This is a genomic window from bacterium (assembly GCA_019637795.1).
Lineage (GTDB): Bacteria > Desulfobacterota > Binatia > HRBIN30 > CADEER01 > JAHBUY01.
Map to the genome: position 1 here is coordinate 547,201 of JAHBUY010000003.1, position 19,656 is coordinate 566,856.

The 19,656-nt window shown below is 71.1% G+C and carries 13 protein-coding genes; 10 read left to right on the forward strand and 3 right to left on the reverse strand.

Annotated elements, in window-relative coordinates; all coding sequences use genetic code 11:
• Positions 1 to 357 precede the first annotated feature (357 nt).
• The 3 genes from KF840_12355 to KF840_12365 are packed head-to-tail and all read right to left on the reverse strand — an operon-like array spanning position 358 to position 5,737.
• Entirely contained in the window at positions 358 to 4,800 is a 4,443-nt protein-coding gene (locus KF840_12355) for a hypothetical protein (protein MBX3025690.1), read from the reverse strand.
• Positions 4,801 to 4,824: 24 nt separating this feature from the next.
• Positions 4,825 to 5,151, reverse strand: a complete 327-nt coding sequence (hxsA4, locus tag KF840_12360) for a His-Xaa-Ser repeat protein HxsA4 (GenBank protein ID MBX3025691.1) — start codon at positions 5,149 to 5,151, stop codon at positions 4,825 to 4,827.
• Positions 5,152 to 5,188: 37 nt separating this feature from the next.
• Entirely contained in the window at positions 5,189 to 5,737 is a 549-nt protein-coding gene (locus KF840_12365; protein MBX3025692.1) for a hypothetical protein, read from the reverse strand.
• 504 nt (positions 5,738 to 6,241) lie between these two features.
• On the opposite strand from KF840_12365, the gene KF840_12370 reads away from it, so the two are divergent.
• From KF840_12370 to KF840_12415, 10 genes are all read left to right on the forward strand, one after another.
• Positions 6,242 to 8,053 (forward strand): hypothetical protein, encoded by a 1,812-nt coding sequence (locus KF840_12370; protein ID MBX3025693.1) that lies wholly within the window; start codon positions 6,242 to 6,244, stop codon positions 8,051 to 8,053.
• A complete protein-coding gene (locus KF840_12375; GenBank protein MBX3025694.1) occupies positions 8,035 to 9,912 on the forward strand; it encodes a radical SAM protein in 1,878 nt (625 codons plus the stop codon). Before KF840_12370 ends, KF840_12375 begins: the two co-directional genes overlap by 19 nt.
• A gap of 98 nt (positions 9,913 to 10,010) precedes the next feature.
• The gene (locus tag KF840_12380; protein MBX3025695.1) at positions 10,011 to 11,048 is read left to right on the forward strand and encodes a radical SAM protein; all 1,038 of its coding nucleotides are present in this window, start codon (positions 10,011 to 10,013) and stop codon (positions 11,046 to 11,048) included.
• Positions 11,049 to 11,050: 2 nt separating this feature from the next.
• Entirely contained in the window at positions 11,051 to 13,360 is a 2,310-nt protein-coding gene (locus tag KF840_12385; protein MBX3025696.1) for a radical SAM protein, read from the forward strand.
• Between the two features lie 2 nt (positions 13,361 to 13,362).
• Positions 13,363 to 14,307: a radical SAM protein gene (locus KF840_12390; GenBank protein ID MBX3025697.1), complete on the forward strand. Its 945-nt coding sequence runs from the start codon at positions 13,363 to 13,365 to the stop codon at positions 14,305 to 14,307.
• A gap of 125 nt (positions 14,308 to 14,432) precedes the next feature.
• Positions 14,433 to 14,882 carry a His-Xaa-Ser system protein HxsD gene (hxsD, locus tag KF840_12395; protein ID MBX3025698.1) on the forward strand — a complete coding sequence of 150 codons (450 nt, stop codon included), beginning with the start codon at positions 14,433 to 14,435 and terminating at the stop codon, positions 14,880 to 14,882.
• Entirely contained in the window at positions 14,879 to 15,115 is a 237-nt protein-coding gene (locus KF840_12400) for an HxsD-like protein (protein MBX3025699.1), read from the forward strand. Before hxsD ends, KF840_12400 begins: the two co-directional genes overlap by 4 nt.
• Positions 15,108 to 16,649, forward strand: coding sequence for a His-Xaa-Ser system radical SAM maturase HxsB (gene hxsB / locus KF840_12405; GenBank protein ID MBX3025700.1), 1,542 nt, complete (start codon positions 15,108 to 15,110; stop codon positions 16,647 to 16,649). The genes KF840_12400 and hxsB overlap by 8 nt, the downstream gene beginning before the upstream one ends.
• Positions 16,650 to 16,712: 63 nt before the next feature.
• Positions 16,713 to 18,017, forward strand: coding sequence for a hypothetical protein (locus KF840_12410; protein MBX3025701.1), 1,305 nt, complete (start codon positions 16,713 to 16,715; stop codon positions 18,015 to 18,017).
• 36 nt (positions 18,018 to 18,053) lie between these two features.
• On the forward strand, positions 18,054 to 19,643 hold the full coding sequence (locus KF840_12415; protein MBX3025702.1) for a glycosyltransferase family 39 protein: 1,590 nt from the start codon (positions 18,054 to 18,056) through the stop codon (positions 19,641 to 19,643).
• Positions 19,644 to 19,656 lie beyond the last annotated feature (13 nt).

The window sequence follows — 19,656 nt, forward strand, 5'->3', positions numbered from 1 at the left end:
GGTCCACGCACGCTCCCCCGTACTGGCGCGCCCATCCTGTCCCCCTCTCCCGTCGTCCGACGGGCCTCCCGAGCCGCTCGACAGCTCAAGTGATGATGTGAATCACCCTTCGCAGACGCTTCGACTAAAAAGCAAGTAGGAAAGCGGCCTGATGGCACTGCCGTCGCCCCAGGATGCGCGTCGCCGTCCCGCCCGCGAGATCTCGCGCTCGTGCCACGGGCCGCGCGCGACGATCATCCGCCCGCTTCCGGCGTCGGGCGCCGGCCCCGGGAGAGGAAGCCTCCAGAGGCAGAAGCGGCGACGCCCCGGTGTGCGCGGGGCACACCGGGGCGTCGGATCAGGCCGCTCCGAGCGCGCTCAGGGGGTCTTGGCGCTGAACTGGTCGAGCTGGTTCTTCTTCGGCGTCGCGAACGCCCCCTCCCAGCACACCCCGCTGGCATTGTCGCGCAACTGCACCACCAACGGCAGGTTCCCATTGGGGATCGGCAGGTTGCTGTCGAAGTCCGGCAGCCCCGCCCCCTTCCCCTTCACCAGCGCCTTGCTCTTCCCCGTCGCGCCGCCCTTGACGATGATCTTGGTGATCCCGTCCGCCGCCCCCGCGCCGTCCTTGTACTTGTACCCCTTGTCGCCAATCGCCGCCCACTTGCTCGCGCTCGGCGGCACCGCCGCCTGCTGCAGCAACGCCCCGCCCGCGTAGAAGCACAGCGCGTACTCCGCCGTCGTCGTCGGATTGCCAAACTCCGCCTGCGTCGTCGCCGCCCCCTTGGTCCACTTCCAGATCAGCTTGTCCTTCCCGTCGTCGCTCTTGTTCTTGATCAGCACCTTGTTCTTGGTCGCCGTCCGGCACGTCGCCTGGCTCGTCGGGCAACTGCCGGTGAAGCACAGGTCGCTCGCCTCATCGCAGCTCTGCCCCATCCCGCACGGGCTGCTCCCCCCCCCGCACACCCCGCCACTGCAGGTCTGCACCCCGTTGCAGAAGCTGCTGTCGTCGCAGTTGGTGCCGTCGCTCACGTAGGCGTTGCCCGGGCAGTCGTTGCCCACCCCGTCGCACACCTCCGCCACGTCGCACACCCCCGCCGCCGCTCGGCACACCGCCGTGCTCTTCGCGTCCGCCGGGCACGTCTTGCCCGCCCCGTCGCACACCTCGGTGGCGTCACACACCCCCGCCGACGCCCGACACGGCGTCCCGCTCGGCAGCACCTGGTCCGCCGGACAGGTCCGATTCACCCCGTCGCACGTCTCGGTCACGTCGCACACCTCGCCCACCGTCCCCGCCCGGCACACCGTGCTGCTCGGCTCCACCGCATCCGGCGGACAGGTCTTGTTGGTCCCGTCGCAGTAGTCCGGAATGTCGCACACCTCGCCCACCGTCGACGCCCGGCACAGCGTGCTCGCCGGCTCCACCGCGTCCGCCGGGCAGTCCACCCCCGTCCCCGGACAGTACTCCTCGATGTCACACACCTCGCCCGGGCTCGCCGCCCGGCACACCGTGCTCGCCGGCTCGTACCCATCGCTCGGGCAGTCCACCCCGCTCCCCGTGCACGTCTCCGCCACGTCGCACACCCCCGCCGCCGCCCGGCACTCCGTCCCCGCCGACGCGTACCCGTCCGCCGGGCAGTCCACGTCCACCCCGTCGCACGTCTCGCTCACGTCGCAGATCCCCGCCGACGCCCGGCAGGTCGTCCCGTTCGGCAGCACCTGGTCGGCCGGGCAGTCGTCCGTCGCGCCGTCGCAGGTCTCGGCGACGTCGCAGAACGCGGCGGCAGCGCGGCAGGTCGCCGTGCTCTTGGCGTCCGCCGGGCAGTCGTTGGTCAGCCCATCACACGTTTCGGCGAGATCGCAGACCCCGCCCGACGCCCGGCACTGCGCCGTGCTCTTCGCATCGCTCGGGCAGGCGTTGTTGGCGCCATCGCAGAACTCCGCCACGTCGCACACCCCGCCCGACGCCCGGCACTCCGCCGTGCTCTTCGCGTCCGCCGGGCAGGCGTCACTCGACCCATCGCAGAACTCCGCGATGTCGCACACCCCGCCCGACGCCCGGCACTCCGCCGTGCTCTTCACGTCCGCCGGACACGTGTCGCTCAGCCCGTCACACACCTCGGCGATGTCACAGGCGCCCGCCGCGCCGCGGCAGGTCGCCGTGCTCTTGGCGTCCGCCGGACAGGCGTTGCCGACGCCATCGCACATCTCCGCCACGTCGCACGCCCCGGCCGAGGCGCGGCACTGCGCCGTGCTCTTGGCATCCGCCGGACAGTTGTTGTTGACGCCGTCGCAGAATTCCGCGAGGTCGCAGACGCCAGCCGACGCGCGGCATTGGGACGTCTTCTTGATGTCCGCCGGGCAGTCGTTGTTGACGCCGTCGCAGGTCTCGGCGACGTCGCAGAGGCCGCCGGCGGCCCGGCACTCGGCCGTGCTCTTGGCGTCCGCCGGGCAGTTCTTGCCGACGCCGTCGCAAACCTCGGTCGTGTCGCACACGCCCACCGAGGCGCGGCAGGTGGTGCCATTCGGCAGCACGTCGTCGGCGGGGCAGGCGTTGTTGACGCCGTCGCAGACTTCGACGACGTCGCAGACCCCGCCCGAAGCGCGGCACTGCGCCGTGCTCTTGGCATCGTTCGGACAGTCGTTGTTCGACCCGTCGCAGAACTCCGCCACGTCGCAGATCCCGCCCGAGGCGCGGCACTCGGCCGTGCTCTTGCCGTCAGCCGGACAGTTGTTGTTCGATCCGTCGCAGAACTCCGCCACGTCGCACACCCCGGCCGACGCCCGGCACTGCGCCGTGCTCTTGCCGTCCGCCGGACAGTCGTTGCCGACGCCGTCGCACACGTCGGCGAGGTCGCAGGCGCCAGCCGCGGCACGGCAGGTCGAGGTGCTCTTGGCATCCGCCGGGCAGTCGTTGTTGGCGCCGTCGCACACCTCCACCACGTCGCAGACGCCGGCCGAGCCGCGGCACTGCGCCGTGCTCTTCGCGTCGTTCGGACAGTCGTTGTTGGAGCCGTCGCAGAACTCCGCCACGTCACAGACGCCGCCAGAGGCGCGGCACTGCGCCGTGCTCTTGCCGTCCGCCGGACAGTTGTTGTTCGATCCGTCGCAGAACTCCGCCACGTCGCAGACGCCCGCCGAGGCGCGGCACTGCGCCGTGCTCTTGCCGTCCGCCGGACAGTTGTTGTTCGATCCGTCGCAGAATTCCGCCACGTCGCAGACGCCGCCCGAGGCGCGGCACTCGGCCGTGCTCTTGGCGTCGGCCGGGCAGTTGTCGCCGACGCCGTCGCAGACCTCGGCGAGGTCGCAGACGCCGCCGGCAGCGCGGCAGGTCGCCGTGCTCTTGAGGTCGGTCGGACAGTCATTGCCGACCCCGTCGCAGCTCTCCGCCAGATCGCAGGCGCCGGCCGAGGCCCGGCACACCGCCGTGCTCTTGCCGTCCGCCGGACAGTTGTTGCTCGACCCGTCGCAGAACTCCGCCACGTCGCACACCCCGGCCGACGCCCGGCACTGCGCCGTGCTCTTGCCGTCCGTCGGGCAGGTCGGGCTCGACCCCGTGCAGGTCTCCGCCACGTCGCAGATCCCGCCCGACGCCCGGCACTCGGTGCCGGCGCTCACGAAGGCGTCCGTCGGGCAGTTGTTGTTCGACCCGTCGCAGAACTCCGCGATGTCGCACACCCCGCCCGAGGCCCGGCACTGCGCCGTGCTCTTCGCATCGTTCGGGCAGTTGTTGTTCGACCCGTCGCAGAACTCCGCCAAGTCGCACACCCCGCCCGAGGCCCGGCACTGCGCCGTGCTCTTCCCATCGTTCGGGCAGTCGTTGTTCGACCCGTCGCAGAACTCCGCCACGTCGCAGACGCCCGCCGAGCCGCGGCACAGCGCCGTGCTCTTCGCGTCCGCCGGGCAGTTGTTGTTGCTGCCGTCGCAGAACTCCGCCACGTCGCAGACGCCGGCCGAGCCGCGGCACAGCGCCGTGCTCTTGGCGTCCGCCGGGCAGGTCGCGCTCGACCCCGTGCAGGTGTCCGCGATGTCACACACCCCCGCCGCCGTGCGGCAGACCTGGCCCGAGACGCGGTACTGGCAGCTCGCCGTGCAGCACGACGTCGCGCTGCCGTTGTCGACGCCCAGATCGCACTGCTCGATCGACGTGTCGACCACCCCGTCGCCGCAGTCCGAGTAGTAGAACGCCACGTCCACCCGGCTGATGTCGCCGTTGGTGCCGGCGCTGGCGTGCGCCGGGTCGTACACCGCCGGACACGCCTGCCCCGAGCCGATGCCCGTCGCATTGGCCAGAACGTCCACATCGAAGGTGAAGCTCGAACCGCTGTCCAACCGGAACAGCCGCTGAATGTCGCCGTTGGTGCCGCTGTCCGCCGGATTGCCTCCGGTGGCCACGATCGTCGCCGAGCCGCCGCCGATCAGCGTCACGTTCAGCGTGTTGGTCACGCTCGGCGCCCCCAGCCCCGACAGCGAGGTCACCGACGTCGTCCCCGTGTACGTGATCGTGCTCCCCGACGTCGTCGAGTACGTGAACCGGTTCGCCGCCGCCGGCGCCGCCCCGGTCATCGTGTTCCCGTTCACCGACTGGTCCACCCGCAACCCGAAGTACACCCGCGAATGGACGCCGAGGTTCACCCCCGTACAGGTCACCGTCGCGCCCGTGCCGCGGCTCGGAACGTTCACCACCGTGCAAGTGCCGCCGCCGGGCAGCGTGTAGACCGGTCCACCGGTCAGCACCACCGCCGTCGCCGGCCGGGCCACCACCATGGCCGCCACCGCCATCGCGGCGCTCCACCCGAGGAGGATCGCTTGCCTACACACCGAGCGCGCTCCCATGTCGCCTCCTCACCACGACCCGTGCGAGCCGTGACTGCCGTGTGATCCGTGACTGCCGTGCGAACCGTGGCTGCCGTGGCTGCCATGGCTGCCGTGACTGCCGTGCGAGCCGTGGCTGCCGTGCGACCCATGACTGCCGTGGCTGCCGTGCGAGGCGTGCGACATGTGCTGCGCCAGCAGCAGCTTCTCGTTGTGCGGCTCCTGCCGCACCGCCGCCGCCGCCTCCCCGGCGTCCACCGCCGTCACCGGCTTGACCGCCTGCCGCGCCTCCTCCTGACTGAGAAAGTCCAGCGGCGTCTTCCGCAACGCGGGTAGCCCGTTCTTCTTCTCGCTCATCGCTCGCCTCTCCCCTCGCTCGCTCGCCGCCGCGCCCTCAGCGCAACTGCGCGCTGGCGCCAAACCGTTCCAGGCGCTCCGCGTGCGCCAGCAATCCCACCGCGGCCACGTCCGCCGCCGCTTCGTTGCGCGCCACCGCGTGCGCCACCGTCGCCACCGCCTGCGCCAAACTCTCCTCGGTCGGCTCCTCGCCGGCGCCGCCGTTCATCACCACCAGGTCCACCGCCCCGGTGTGCACCAGCCCCACCGGCGCGCCGCCGTTGCGGCACAGGTGGATCCGCCGCGTCCGCCCGCTGGCGTGCGCCAGCGTCAGCACGCTCGCTCCCGCCTGCACCGGCCCCAGCTCCGCCACCTGCCAGCCCTCGCCCACCGCCGCGCCCGCCGTCAGCGGCGCCAGCAGCCCCCACGGCGCCGCCGCCGTCGGTCCCGTGCCCGCCACCGCGGCCGCCGCGCTCGGCGCCGGCGCTGGCGCCGTGCGCCAGCGCGTCCGGCCGGGCCGCGCGCCCGCGGTCGGCGCGCCGCTCGCCGGCTCCGCCACCGCGCGCCCCTGCGCCCGGCTCCCCATGGTCGTTACCGCGCCGGCCACGGCCGCTCCCGCGGCCAGCCTGCCGACGAACGCGCGCCGCGACAGCATGCTCTCCCCCCTGAAAATGATGACCTTGGTCCCCGTTGCCGGCGCTACCACGGCGACAGACGGATAGTAAATAAGAAATCGACGGAGGCGCGGAAAAACTGCACGCCGCGGAGCGACCCTCCGACGGAACCGCCGCCCCTCGGCGCCGCGGGCGGACGAGCGCGACGCGGCGGCGCTGCGCCCGCATCGCGCGCCGCCGACGAGACCGGCGCGCCGTCGACGCGCGGCGCCGTCGACGGCGCCGAAAATAAGGTGGCGTCTCGATTTCTGCTGTGGTACCCGGGTCTTCGGGATCCGGGGGGCGGCGAGCGACTGCGACAGCCGGGCGGACATCGGCGCCGGCCGTTCGGGGCTTCGCCGACGGGACAGAATCCGCAAACGACCAGAATCGACTGACGCGCGTGCGACGAACGTCTGTGACTTGCCAATTCCTGAGGCGCGGCCGGCTGCTATCTGATGCGTAGGCCCGACGAGAGCCCGCTCCGCGCGCGCGCCGCCGGGCGCACACCGCGCATCGATCTCCTGCTGGCGCTCATCCGCCGCGAGGGCACGCTGCCCTGGCGCGTCGATCGTGCCGTCGATGAGCGACCCGCCAGCGAGGTGCTCGCCGCGGCGCAGGCGAGCAGCGCGCAGCCGGGCACGCTGGTGTTGCTGGGCGGCGATCCTCTCGGACGCGCGGACATCTGGGAGCTGCTGGCCGCGACGGCGGCGCTGCGCGCCGATGGCGTCGACCTCTGGACCTCCGGCCAGTCCCTCTCCGCGGCGACGGTGCCGCGCCTGCGCGCCGCCGGCGTACGCCGCGTCCACATCCCCTTCCACTGCGCGCGCCAGGACGCGCACGACTGGCTGGTCGGCCAGGCGAGCGCGTTGAAGGCCGCGCACCGCGCCATCCGGGCCTGCGTCGAGGGCGAGCTGCCGGTGGTCGCCGAGGTCGTGCTGACGCGGCCGACCGCGGCCCACCTCGCCGAGACCATCGAGGTGCTGGCGCGCCTCGGCGTGCGCGCGGTGAGCGTCCGCCGCCTGACCCAGGCCGACGCGCCCGGGCCGCAGTTCGTCACCCTGTCGCCGCGCCTGGCCCTGCTCGAGCCCTCCCTCGAGCACGCCGCCGCCGTCGCCCTGGAGCGGCGCGTGCGGCTGGTTCTGCGCGAGCTGCCGCTCTGCGCCGCGCCGCGCCTGCGCCCGCTGCTGGCGCCGCCGGGCAGCGAGCGGTGGATCGGCGCCGACGACACGCCCGCGGCGCCCGCCGCCGGCGCGCCCGGCTGTCCGAGCTGTCCCGGCGCCCCGTACTGCGCCGGCGCGCCGCTCGACTACACGCAGCGCTTCGGATGGGAGGAATTCCTCGGCCGCGATGACACGGCGGCGCGCATCGCCGAGAGCGTCGCGGCGCAGCGCGCGGGCGCGCCCTCGCCGCCGATGGTGTTCGACTGGGAAGCGCCGGCGCGCCTCGCCTGCGCGAGCTGCGGCGATGCGCCGGCCGGCGCCGGGGCGGCGCCCGAGTCGACGCGCGCCGTGCGCGCCCGCATGGTGGCCGCCGCCCGGCATCGTCCGACCGCGCTGCGGGTGGTCGGCGCCGACGTGCTGGCGCATCCCGAGGCGGCGAAGCTGCTCTACGACGCGGTGCGGCTGTTCCCGCGCGTCGAGGTGGCGGGCGAGGCGAGCGCGGTCGCGGAATGGAGCGACGTCGACCTCCGCCGGCTGCGCGACGTGCAGCGCTTCGACGTCGCGCTCTACGGCCCCGATGCGGCCGCGCACGACGCCCACTGCGGCATCGCCGGCGGCTTCGCCGCCACCATCCGCGCCGCGCAGCGCTTGCGCGCCAAGGCCAACCTGCGGGTCGGCGCCTACGCCATCCTGCACGACGCGAGCCCCGTCGCGGCCTACGCCGCCGCCTGGGCGGACGGGCAGTTGCCGGGCGAGCCGCGCTTCCGGCTGGCCGCGAGCGGCGGCTCGCTCGACGAGCTCGTCGACGCGGCGCGCGCTCTGCCGGCGGGCAGAACGCGCCAGGCGCTGCTGGCCGTCCTCCCGCGCTGCCTGACGGCCGCGGCGGGCCTGGCCGCCGACGCGGTCAGCGCCGACGCGGCGGCGGCGCCACAGCAGCGGATGCAGTTCGGCAAGAGCGTGCCGTACGCGCCCGGCGGTTCGGATCCGCTGGGCCCCTTCGCGCCCTGCCCGGCGGGCGGAAGAGGGTGCGGCATCGCCGGATGTCCCGGGTTGGCAATCGGATGGCACAGCACAGCGAGGTCACAGCGATGGGGCAGCAGCATCTAACCGACGGCATGTTGGCGCGCGAGCGCGTCGCCAACGTCCGCAAGCACTGGGTGCGCCTGGTCACGGCGTGCAACAGCCGCTGCGTCTTCTGTCTCGACACCGACACGCCGCGCGGCGTCTACCTGCCCGAGGACGAGGTGCGGCGCGAGCTGATCCGCGGCCGCACCGAGCTGAACGCCGACAAGGTGATCCTCTCCGGCGGCGAGGGGTCGATCCATCCCAAGTTCATCGACTTCATCCGCTTCGCCAAGGAGCTCGGGTACAGCCGCATCCAGACCGTCACCAACGGCGTGATGCTGTCGAAGCGGGAGTTCTACAACGCCGCCGTCGAGGCCGGCCTGGGCGAGATCACCTACAGCCTGCACGGCCACACGCCCGAGCTGCACGACCGCCTCACCGCGACGCCGGGCGCCTTCCACAAGCTGATGAAGGGGATGATGCGCGCCATCCGCGAGGGCCGCATCATCGTCAACGTCGACGTCTGCATCAACAAGCAGAACGTCCCCTACATCGACCAGATCGTCGATCTCTGCCTGCAGGTCGGGGTGCGCGAGTTCGACCTCCTGCACGTGATCCCGCAGGGCGTGGCGTTCGAGAACCGCAAGGACCTGTTCTACGATCCGATCGAGCACCTGCCGCGGCTGCACAAGGTGTTCCGCCTCAACCGCCACCCCGGCGTGGTGATCTGGACCAACCGCTTCCCGCTCGAATTCCTCGAGGGCCTCGAGGACCTCATCCAGGATCCGCACAAGATGCTCGACGAGGTGAACGGGCGCCGCTTCCAGGTGCGCAGGTACCTCGACGAGGGCACGCCGCTCGAGTGCCGCGACATCGAGCGCTGCCAGTACTGTTTCATCGAGTCGTTCTGCACCAGCGCCGACCGCATCATCGCGCGCCAGAACCAGGCGACGTGGGACGTCTGGTGGATCGGCAAGCCGGACGGCGCGGCGACCACCGCGGCGCTGAGCCGTGCGACCCTGCCCTTCGGCTCGCGCCACGTCGGCCTCGAGGTCGACGACCTCGCCGACCTCGAACACCTGCCGGTCGCGCAGGACATCGGCATCTACGTCAGGCCGCAGACGATCACCCGCATGGTCGAGCGCGACGTCGTGACCAATCGTCTGGTCATCGTCGCCCGCGAGGCGGCGCATCTCGACGCGCTGCTCGCCGGCGCCGGTCTGCCGGACGGCGTGCGGGTCGAGATCGAGCTCAACGTCTCGACCGGCCCGTGGCTGCTGGCGCATCGCGATCGCGTCGCGGCGCTGCTCGACCGCATCCACCTGCGCCAGCCGACCTACGAGCTCATGAAGGACGCCGTCGCCAACGACGTCCGCCATCCGAAGGGGTTCTTCGAGCAACTGGCGCTGCCCATCCCGGTGAGCGGCCTGCCCGCCTGCATGACGCCGGGAGCGCGGCTGGCCGAGGGCCTGGCGGTGCTGCGGCAGACGATGTTCGATCCGGAGACCGGGCGCCTCGCCACCCGGGAGCTGGCGCGCGCCCACGTCGTCGACGGCTACACCGGCAAGTCGCTGCGCTGCCGCGACTGCCGGGTCACCGATCGCTGCGAGGGGGCGCACATCAACTTCATCCGCGACCAGGGTTTCCGGGAGATGGAGCCGCTGCGCGAGGGCCCGTGGGCCGACGCCGCCGAGGCGCAACTGCTGGCGCTGCACCCCGAGAAGCCGTCCCGCCTGCGCGACGGCCGCCCGCTCGAACCGGTGGCGCCGAGCCTTCCCGGCTACGCCCCCGCCCAGCCGGCGCCGGAGGAGCCGCTCATCGAATTCGGCCGCAAAGCGAAGGAGGCGAAGGAACGCCGCCGCCTCGAGTTCGAAGCGGCGCAGCCAGTGCCGGAGAACTGAACAAAAAAGACTTCACACGGAGAACGGAGAAGCGGAGCGGCGCGGCCGAGGACGGGTTTCTCCGTTGCTCCGTTCTCCGTGTGAAAAAGAAATCAGCGATGGCCAATCTCGGATACCTGCAGCTCACCCGGAACTGCTACCAGAAGTGCCAGTTCTGCAGTAACCCGCCGACCGGCGTGCATCTCGACGAGGCGGAGATGCGCGCCAACATCGATCAGCTCGTCGAGATGGGCTACGACGGCGTCATCCTGACCGGCGGCGAGCCGAGCATCTCGGAGCTGCTGCTGCCGGCGCTGCGATATGCGCGGGAGCGCCGACTGTTCAGCCGCATGATCACCAACGGCCAGAAGCTCGCCGACCGGGACTTCTTCCGCGAGTGCGTCGATGCCGGGCTGACGCACATCCACGTCTCGTTGCACAGCTACCGGCGCGAGGTGCACGACTACATCACGCAGTACCCGGGGGCCTGGGATCTGCTGGTCGACTGCCTCGCGCTCGTGCCGGAGATGGGCATCACCTCCGACATCAACACGGTGATCAACGTCTACAACTGCGACCACCTGCACGAGACCGTGCAGTGGATCTGCGAGACCTTTCCGCACATCCGCCACTTCGTCTGGAACAACATGGATCCGGACGGCAACCGCGCCGAGCAGCACCCCGACTGCATTCCGCGCCACTACGAGTTCCAGGTCTCGCTCGAGCGGGCGATGGACTACCTGGTCAGCACCGGGCGCAGCTTCCGCGCCGAGCGCGTGCCGCTCTGCTACATGCGCCGCTTCGCCTGGGCCTCCACCGAGACGCGCAAGATCGTCAAGGAGGAGGAGCGCTGCATCCGCTTCCTCGACTTCAAGGGCTTCATCCACCAGAAGGAGTTCCTGCACGGCAAGGGCGCCGCCTGCGATGTCTGCCGCTTCGATCCCATCTGCGCCGGCATGTTCTCCATGGCCAAGACGTTCGACGAGCGCGAGCAGTCGCCGATCTTCGACGACCCCACCGACGTCATCGCCGCCGTGCTCGGGCACGCGCCGTCGCCGGAGCTGATGGCACGGCTGCAGGCGCGGCGCGGCCGGCGCTCGAAGACCGAGCAGCCGTCGCAGGCCAAACGGGAGCAGGCCCTGCAGCGAGCGCTGTGAGCATGGCGCGATTCCTCTTCGTCAACCCGCCGCTGGTCCTCGACGAGGACTTCATCGACTACCCGTACTTCGCCAATCACGGGTTGCTCGCCTGCGCCGGCCTGGCGGCGAGCCGCGGCGCGCGGGTCGAGGTGTACGACGCCTTCGCGCTGCCCGAATCGGGTCGCCATCCGCGGCTCGCCGGCGGCTGGACCCTCGGCATCGACCACGGCGACTTCGTCGCCGGCCTGCCGGACAAGCCTTACGACGTGGTGGTGCTCGGCGCCTCGGTGTTCGTCCGCATCGAGGACGCCCACCAGGAAACGCGCGACCTCATCCGCGCCCTCCGCGACCAGTACCCGCACGCCGTGCTGCTGCTCAGCGACGGCTACGTCGGCGGCCAGCACTACATGAGCTACGACGGCGCCGCCGTGCTCGCCGCCTATCCCGAGCTCGACGCGATCCTCAAGTATCCCGGCGAACGCCGCTTCGGCGATCCCGACGCGCTGGCGCAATTGCGCGGCGTCCGCCAGGTGCTCGAGGACGGCGGCGCCCGCCCCGGCGATCCGCACGCCGCGTTCTACCTGCTCGACGAGATCGACACCGTCGCTTTCGACCGCTTCCTCGGCCGCTGCTTCGACGGCCGCTGGCAGAACACCTTCGGCATCGGCCCCGGCACCCGCTCGCTGCTCACCAGCATGGGCTGCCCGCACCGCTGCATCTTCTGCACCAGCAACCCGGGATGGCGGACGAACGGGCGCAAGCTCTACCAGCCGATCCCGCTGCAGCGGCTGCAGCACTGGACGTATCTGCTGCACGCGGTGTTCGGCGCGCGGAAGCTGCTCGTCCTCGACGAGATGGTGAACGTGCGGCCCGACTTCAACGCCATGCTGCGCGTCTTCAACGACCTCGGCCTGACCTACGACTTCCCCAACGGCATGCGCGCCGACCACCTCGATCGCGAGGATCTCGAGCTCATGGTCGGGAGGGTGACGACGCTCAGCATCTCCGCCGAGAGCGCCACCCAGGAGGATCTCGACGGGCCGATCGGCAAGGGGCAGAAGCTCGACGCCATCTACCGCGTCGCCCAGTGGTGCCACGAGCTCGGCATCCCGCTCATGTCGCACTACATCATCGGCTTCCCCTGGGAGACGCCGGCGCACGTCACCCGGACGCTGGAGATGGCGTACGAGCTGCACGACAAGTACGGCGTCTGGCCGTCGATGCAGTTCGCGACCCCGATCCGCGGCACGCAACTGCACGAACAGTGCGTGCAGCTCGGGCTGGTCGACGAGGCCGGCATCGACCTCAAGGACGGCGCCCTCTTCCAGCACAAGCCGGCCTACGAGCCGCCGCACTGCCCGCCGGGCTACCTCGCCCGGGCGCGCGCCGCCTTCGACACCAAGATCGCCGCCCGCGCGGCGCGGAAGCTGATCGTCAACATCACCTACAAGTGCGCCAACCGGTGCGTCTTCTGCGCCACCGGCGACCGCATCACGGCGGCGCTGGAGTGGCAGAGGATCGACGCCATCCTGCGCCAGCATCGCGACGAGGGCACCGAGCTCCTCGACATCGACGGCGGGGAGCCGACCACCCACCCTCGGCTGATCGACGCCATCACGCTGGCGCGCGACCTCGGCTACCGCGCCATCAACGTCACCAGCAACGGCCGCCTGCTGCGCGACCGCGCGCTCGCCGACCGGCTGGTCAACAGCGGCATCACCCACCTGCTGATCTCGGTGCACGGGCCGGACGCCGCCGTGCACGACGCCGCGGTGGACGTGCCCGGCGCCTTCGATCAGACGATGGCCGGCATCGACAACGTGATGGCGCTGCGGCCGGCGCACGTCGACACCGGCATGAACGTCACCATCGTGCGCGGCAACGTCGACCACCTGCTGCCGCTGGCCGCGCTGGCGATCGCCAAGGGCTTCGGCAAGATCAACTTCCAGCTCACCACGCCGTTCGGGCGCGCCTGGGAAGACGTGGTGCCGCCCCTCGACGAGGCGGCGCAGGCGGTGATGCGGGTGATCGACCGCTACGCCGACCAGATCCCGATCCACGTCATCAACGCCCAGCTCTGCGCCTTCCCCGGCTACGAACAGTACGTCGCCGGCGACCTGCAGAAGCTCGGCCGGACGATGATCTTCGCCGCCGACCCGCGCTTTCCCGAGCAGGTCAATCTGCACGACTGGCTGGGCGCCAAGCGCGAGAAGCGCGAGGTCTGCCACACCTGCCCGTGGACCACGGTGTGCGAGGGCTTCCAGGTGTTCGCGCAGGAGAAGCCGGACATGCGCGTCGAGCGCGCCCGCCCGGTGGTGGCGGTGGCCTGACGATGACCGCGGTCAAGCTGCGCGACCAGTGGTGCGAGTACCAGGACGTGCTCGTGGACGTCATGATCGGCTACGCCTGCAACGTCCAGTGCGATTACTGCTCGATCACCGACGAGATGCGGCGCGAGAACATGCTGACGCCGGCGATCATGGACATCCTGCGCGACGCCCGGGCGCGCGGCGCCACCAAGGTCGCCTTCGGCGGCGGCGAGCCGACCATCCGCCGCAGCCTGCTGCCACTCGTGCGCTGGTGCCGCGACCGCGGCTGGACGTCGATCAAGGTGTCGTCGAACGCGCTGCTCTACTCGTACGCCGACTATGCGAAGGAGGCGAGCGAGGCCGGGATCACGACTTTCCACATCTCGTTCATGGCGCACACGCCCGAGCTCTACGCCAGGATCATGGGCCGCGCCGACGCGATGGCGCTGGCGACCCAGGGCCTCTCGAACCTGATCGGACTCGGCCACAAGCCGGTCGGCGACCTGATCATCAAGAGCGACACCTGGATGCACCTGCCCGACATCGTCGAGCACTGGGCGCGCCTGGGAGTGGAGAAGTTCAACCTCTGGCTGGTCTCGCTGTCCGACCGCAACAAGCACAACCTCGCCTCGCTGCTGCCGGTGAGCGAGATGCGCGACGGCATCGTCGGCGCCTTCGAGCGCGGCCGCCAGCTCGGCGTGACGGTGCTGTCCCGCCACATCCCGCGCTGCCTGCTGTACGGCTACGAGGAGCACATCGCCGACCTGCGCGACGACAAGGTGCTGGTGGTGACCCCGCACTCCACCTTCGCGCTGTGGGAATCGCGCATCTCGCCCAACGCCTACAGCCCGAAGTGCGACGGCTGCATCCACCACCACGGCATCTGCCTCGGCGCCCGCCAGGATTACCTGGAGCGCTACGGCGATTTCGAATTCCAGCCCGAATACGCCACGCGCGCGACCGCGTGAAACGGGAAAGCTGAGAGTAGAGGATAAATCTTTCACACGGAGGCACGGAGACACGGAGACGGACGTGATTCCTCCGTGTCTCCGTGCCTCCGTGTGAAAATTCTGTGAAAGAGAGTACCGAGCCCATGTCCCAGCCCCAGATCGAAACCCTCGACCCGCAGACCGCGACCATGACGTTGTCGCTCGACGTCGGCCTCTATCCGCGCGACGTGCTGTACGCGGCGGCGTACGTCTTCCTCGATCGCGCCTACGTGCTGCTCGACCGCGACGGCGCCCGCTACCTCGTCCACCTGCGCGGCAAGCAGGCCACCGACGAGCCGACCCTGCGCGCCATGGCCGGCGAGCTCGCCAACGAGCTGCTCGCGCAGGCCCTGCGCCTGCGGGTGGTGCGCCAGAACCAGAAGCTGATCGAGGACATCGCCAGCCTCGCCATCTCCAGCGCCGCCGGCGGCGCGGTCCACGGCGACGAGTCGGCGCTGATCGACCTCCAGGATCCGGGCGACGACGGCTTCCTCGACGACCCGCTCGGCATCGCCGTGCCCTGGGAGGCCAAGAAGGGAGCCGGCGAGCAATGAGCGCCGCGACCGCGACCGTGCGCCTGCACCGCGCCCTCTATGCCGAGGACGGCATCCGCCGCGCGGCGGAGACGTTCACCGATTTCGCCGCCTTCGCGGTACGCGCCGACGGCGATCACTGGGTGGTCGACGTCAGCGACATCGACCAGGAGGTCGACGGCGACGTGGTCGCCGAGTTCTGCAACTTCGCCCTCGCCAACACCGCCATCCGCAGGAAGTACGCCAATGCTTGAGAGCGCCTCCACCAGCGGCGCGCCGCCCCTGCTGCCGCGCGGCCGCCAGGTCGACCTCGCCGCCCTCTCGGACCCCAGCCGCTGGCAGCCCGAGTACGCGGTGCCCTTCAATCAACGGGTCATCGGCCGCAAGATCGTCATCAGCAACGACCTCGGCGATTGGCTGATGCTCAGCCAGGAGGAGTTCCGCGATTTCATCGAGGGCCGCCCGCAGCCCGGCGAGCCGCTGTTCGAGAAGCTCGCGCGCGCCAACTTCATCGCCGACCGCGTCGACCTCAACGCCCAGGCGCAGCGCTGGCGGCGCAAGAAACAGTACCTGTATGCCGGCCCGACCCTGCACGCGTTCGTGCTCACCCACCGCTGCAACCACGGCTGCCAGTACTGCCACAGCTCGATCGTCGGCATGGATCGGTACGACACCGACATGTCGATCGAAACCGCCGAGCGCGGCGTCGACCTCGCCTTCCAGACCACCGCCTGGGGTCTGACGATCGAGTTCCAGGGCGGCGAGCCGACCGCCAACTGGCCGGTGCTGCAGCACATCGTCGACTACGCGCGGAAGAAGAACGAGACCGCGCAAAAGGTGCTGTCGTTCGCCCTGGTCACCAACCTGTCGCTGATGGACGAGGAGAAGCTCGAGTTCCTCCTCGACCGCCGCGTCCAGATCTGCACCAGCCTCGATGGCCCCGAGGACCTGCACAACAAGATCCGCATCTTCAAGGGCGGCAACAGCCACCAGACGTTGATGAGCTGGATGCAGCGCATCAACGAGCGCTATGCCGAGATGGGGCTGGACACCAATCAGTACCGGGTCGAGGCGCTGCCGACGATCACCCGCCCGAGCCTGACGCGCTGGAAGGACATCGTCGATACCTTCGTCGCCGCCGGCTGCCGCGCCGTCTTCCTGCGCAAGCTCGACCCCTTCGGCTTCGCCGCCCGCAGCGTCAAGACGCTCGGCTACTCGATGGACGAGTTCCTCGAGTTCTACGCCAACGCCGTCGACTACATCATCGAGCTCAACCGCCAGGGCGTGCAGGTGATGGAGCGGCACGCGGCGATCATGCTCAACAAGATCCTCTGCGACGACGAGCCGAACTACCTCGACCTGCGCATCCCCGGCGGCGCCTGCATCGGCCAGCTCGGCTACGCGCCCGACGGCAGCATCTACTCCTCCGACGAGGGCCGATTCGTCGCCTCCATGGGCGACGACATGTTCAAGATCGGCACGGTCAACGACAGCTACTACGACCTGATGACCAACGCCGCCACCCGGGCGCTGGTGATGGCCGGGCTGAACGACGCCCAGCCCGACTGCGTGAGCTGCGTCTACAAGCCGTGGTGCGGCCAGCAGGTCGAATACAATTACAAGACCCAGGGCAGCCTGCACGGCCACATGCGCGACTCGGCCTGGTGCAAGAAGCACAAGTCGATCTTCGACTACCTCATGCACAAGCTGGAATCGGCCGACGAGCGCGACATGGAGATGTTCCGCCTGTGGACCACCAACCGGACGCTGGACCATTTCATCGTCTGAGCTCTTGACCGCCGAGACGCCGCGGCGCGGAGCCGACGCTCCGCGCCGCGGCGGTGACATTCCATGACCCCGCTCACCGGCCACGGTTTGGCGCTGCCCGAACAGGCGACCGACACGCAGGCGCTGCGCACGGCGTACGCGCGCTACCTCGCGACCACCTGCCAGCAGTTCCTCGCCGCCGGCGAGATGCTGCCGGCGGCGCTCCGCCCGGCGCACGCGCGCAGCGCGGCGCTGGTCCGCGACGCGCTGCGCCGCAGCCAGTGGCCCACCCTCACCTGCTTCGCCTCGCCGATGGTCGGCACCCCGCTGCAGTGCCTGTTCCTGCGCGGCGACCTGCCCGCCTTCGCGGCGCGCATCGATGCCGCCGCGGCGGCGCTGGTCCCGCATCTCCTCTTCGAGTTGGCGCTGCGCGGCCTCATCCCCGACGGCCAGTCGGTCCTCTGGGAGCACGGCGCGCCGCCGCTGGCGGCGATCGCCATCGGCGCCGAGCTGACACCGCCCGCCGGCGCCACCGGCCTGCGCGTCTCGCGCAGCCACGTCAGCGCCATCGCCGGCGGCGACGAGGTCGCCCGCCTGCCGGTCGAGCGCGACGCGCTGACGCGGGCGCTGGCCGGCGACGGCGGCGGCTTCGCGGTGCAGCGCTGCTTCCACCGCATCGGCACCGCCACCCACCTCGCCACCGTCGATCACAACCCCATCGCCGCCTTCGAGGCGCACCCCGACAAGGCCGGCAACCCGGTCGACCTCGGCGGCCGGCCGGTCTCCGAATGGGTCGACGTGCTCGGCCAGAGCCTGGCGCTGGTCGAACGCTACCTGCCCGGCGAATACGCCGAGATGCGGATGCTGCTGCACGAGATCATCCCGGTCGGCTTCGACGCGGTGAAGCATCTCTCGGCGTCCTACCGCGAGGCGGTGGGCACCGTGTACATGACGCTGCACCCGAGCGTCATGATCATGACCGAGGCCGTGGTGCACGAATTCCAGCACAACAAGATCAACGTCTCCGCCTACGACGCCGCGTACCTCGTCAACGCCTTCCACCCGCTGTACAAGAGCCCGGTCCGACCCGATCCGCGGCCGCTGTGGGGCATCCTGCTCGCCGTGCACGCCTTCCTGCCGGTCGCCGAGCTCTACCGCCGCATGCGCGACGACGACCACGAATGGGCCCGCCATCCGGACTTCGAACGCCGCATGCTCGAGATCGATCTCAAGAACCACGAGGGCATGGAGATGCTGCGCGCCAACGCGCAGCTCACGCCGGCCGGCCAGGCGCTGTTCGACGATCTCGAGGCGCTGGAACGCCGCCACCTCGCCGAGCACCGGGGGCGCGGCGTCGACACGACGCCGACCGCGAGCCACCTGGCCTGAGCGGACGCCCGCCGCGACCCGCTCGCTCGCAGCGCCGTGCCCCTCTCGCGCGTCTTCCGCGCCGCCGTCGAGCTGGCGCTGCTGGCCGTCGTCGGCGGCGGCGTGCTGGCGCGGATCGTCGCCCTGCCGTCGTACGTCCCCGACTCGGGCGACGAGTGGGGCAACACGATCACGCCGCTGCGCGTGCTCTACAACCACGGCAACCCGGCGACCTTCCTGCACCCGTCGCTGTACTACCACCTCACCGCCGGCGCCTATGCGGCGGTGTTCGGCGCCGCGCGCGCGCTCGGCCTGGTCGATCCGTCACTGGCGATGGCCGACCTCTTCGTCGTCGACGACCGCTGGTTCGTCTTCACGGCGCGCGCCGTATCGGTGCTCTCGGCGACGCTGGCGCTGTGGGCGCTCCATGCCATCGGCCGCACCCTCTGGGATCGCACCAGCGGCCTCGCCGCCGCCGCCCTGCTGGCGCTCCTGCCGCTGCACGCCGCGTACTCCGACGCGGCGCGCGTCGATAGCCTGTTCCTCGCCCTCTTCCTGTTCGCCTTCGGCCGCATCCTGCTCGCCGCGCGCCGGCCGAGCCGCGGCGCCGACGACCTGGCGGCCGCGGCCGTCGGCCTGGCGACCGGCGCCAACTACAACGGCGGCCTGTTGATCGCCTGGTTGGCCGCCGCGCAACTGCGGCGCGCCGGCGACCCGCCGCGGGCGCGCGCCCGTCGGCTCGCGCGCTCGGCGCTGCTCAGCGCCGCCGCCTTTCTGATCTCCAGTCCGTTCGTCCTCCTCGACCTGCCCACCTTCGCGCGCCAGTTCGCGTTCCAGAGCAGCCTCGCGCTGCGCCCGCATCCCGGCAGCGAGGGCCGCGGCCTGCTCTTCTACGCGCAGGACCTGATCGCGAGCGATCCCCTGCTGGCGGGCACGATCGCCGCCGGCGGGCTGGCGATCGCCGTCCTCGGCACCCGCCTCGAGCGCTTCGCAGCGACCCTGCCGGTGGTCTACTTCGCGCTGTTCTCGCTGATCGACACGAAGTACGACCGGTTCATCCTGCCCGCGCTGGCGCTCTTCCTCCTGTACGCCGCCGGCCTGCCGTTCGTGCTGGCGCGCGCCGCCCGCCGCCAGCCCATCGTCGCCCGCGGGCTGTCGATCGCCGCCCTCGCCCTGCTGGCCGCCAACCTCGCCGTGCTGGCGCCGCGCGCCATCCCGATCCCGCGCCACGAGCAGCTCGAGCCGGCGCGCGCGCCGCTGCTCGACTGGTTCGCCGCCAACGCCCCGCCGCGGGCGCGGGTCCTGGTCGAATCCGGCATCGTGCCGCTGCTCGACGCGTTCGACGAGCCGGCGCCGTTCGGCCCGGCCCTGCGCGACGCGCTGGCGCGCGCCCGGCCGGCCCTCTCCCAGGAGTTTCACAGCGCGGTGTTCATCGGCGGCACGAGCTACTACGACCCCGCCGCCATCGCCGCGCGCCGCTACGACTTCGTCGTCGTGTCCCCCCGGAACCAGCGCTACCTCGAGCGCCAGTGCGATGCGTTCCCGCAGGTGTGCGCGGTGTACGAGGCGCTGCGCTCCCACGCCCGCGTGGCCTACCGCACGCCGGAGGGCATCGAACCGGCGCTGGTCTACGACCTGCGCCCCTGACGACCGCCGCCCG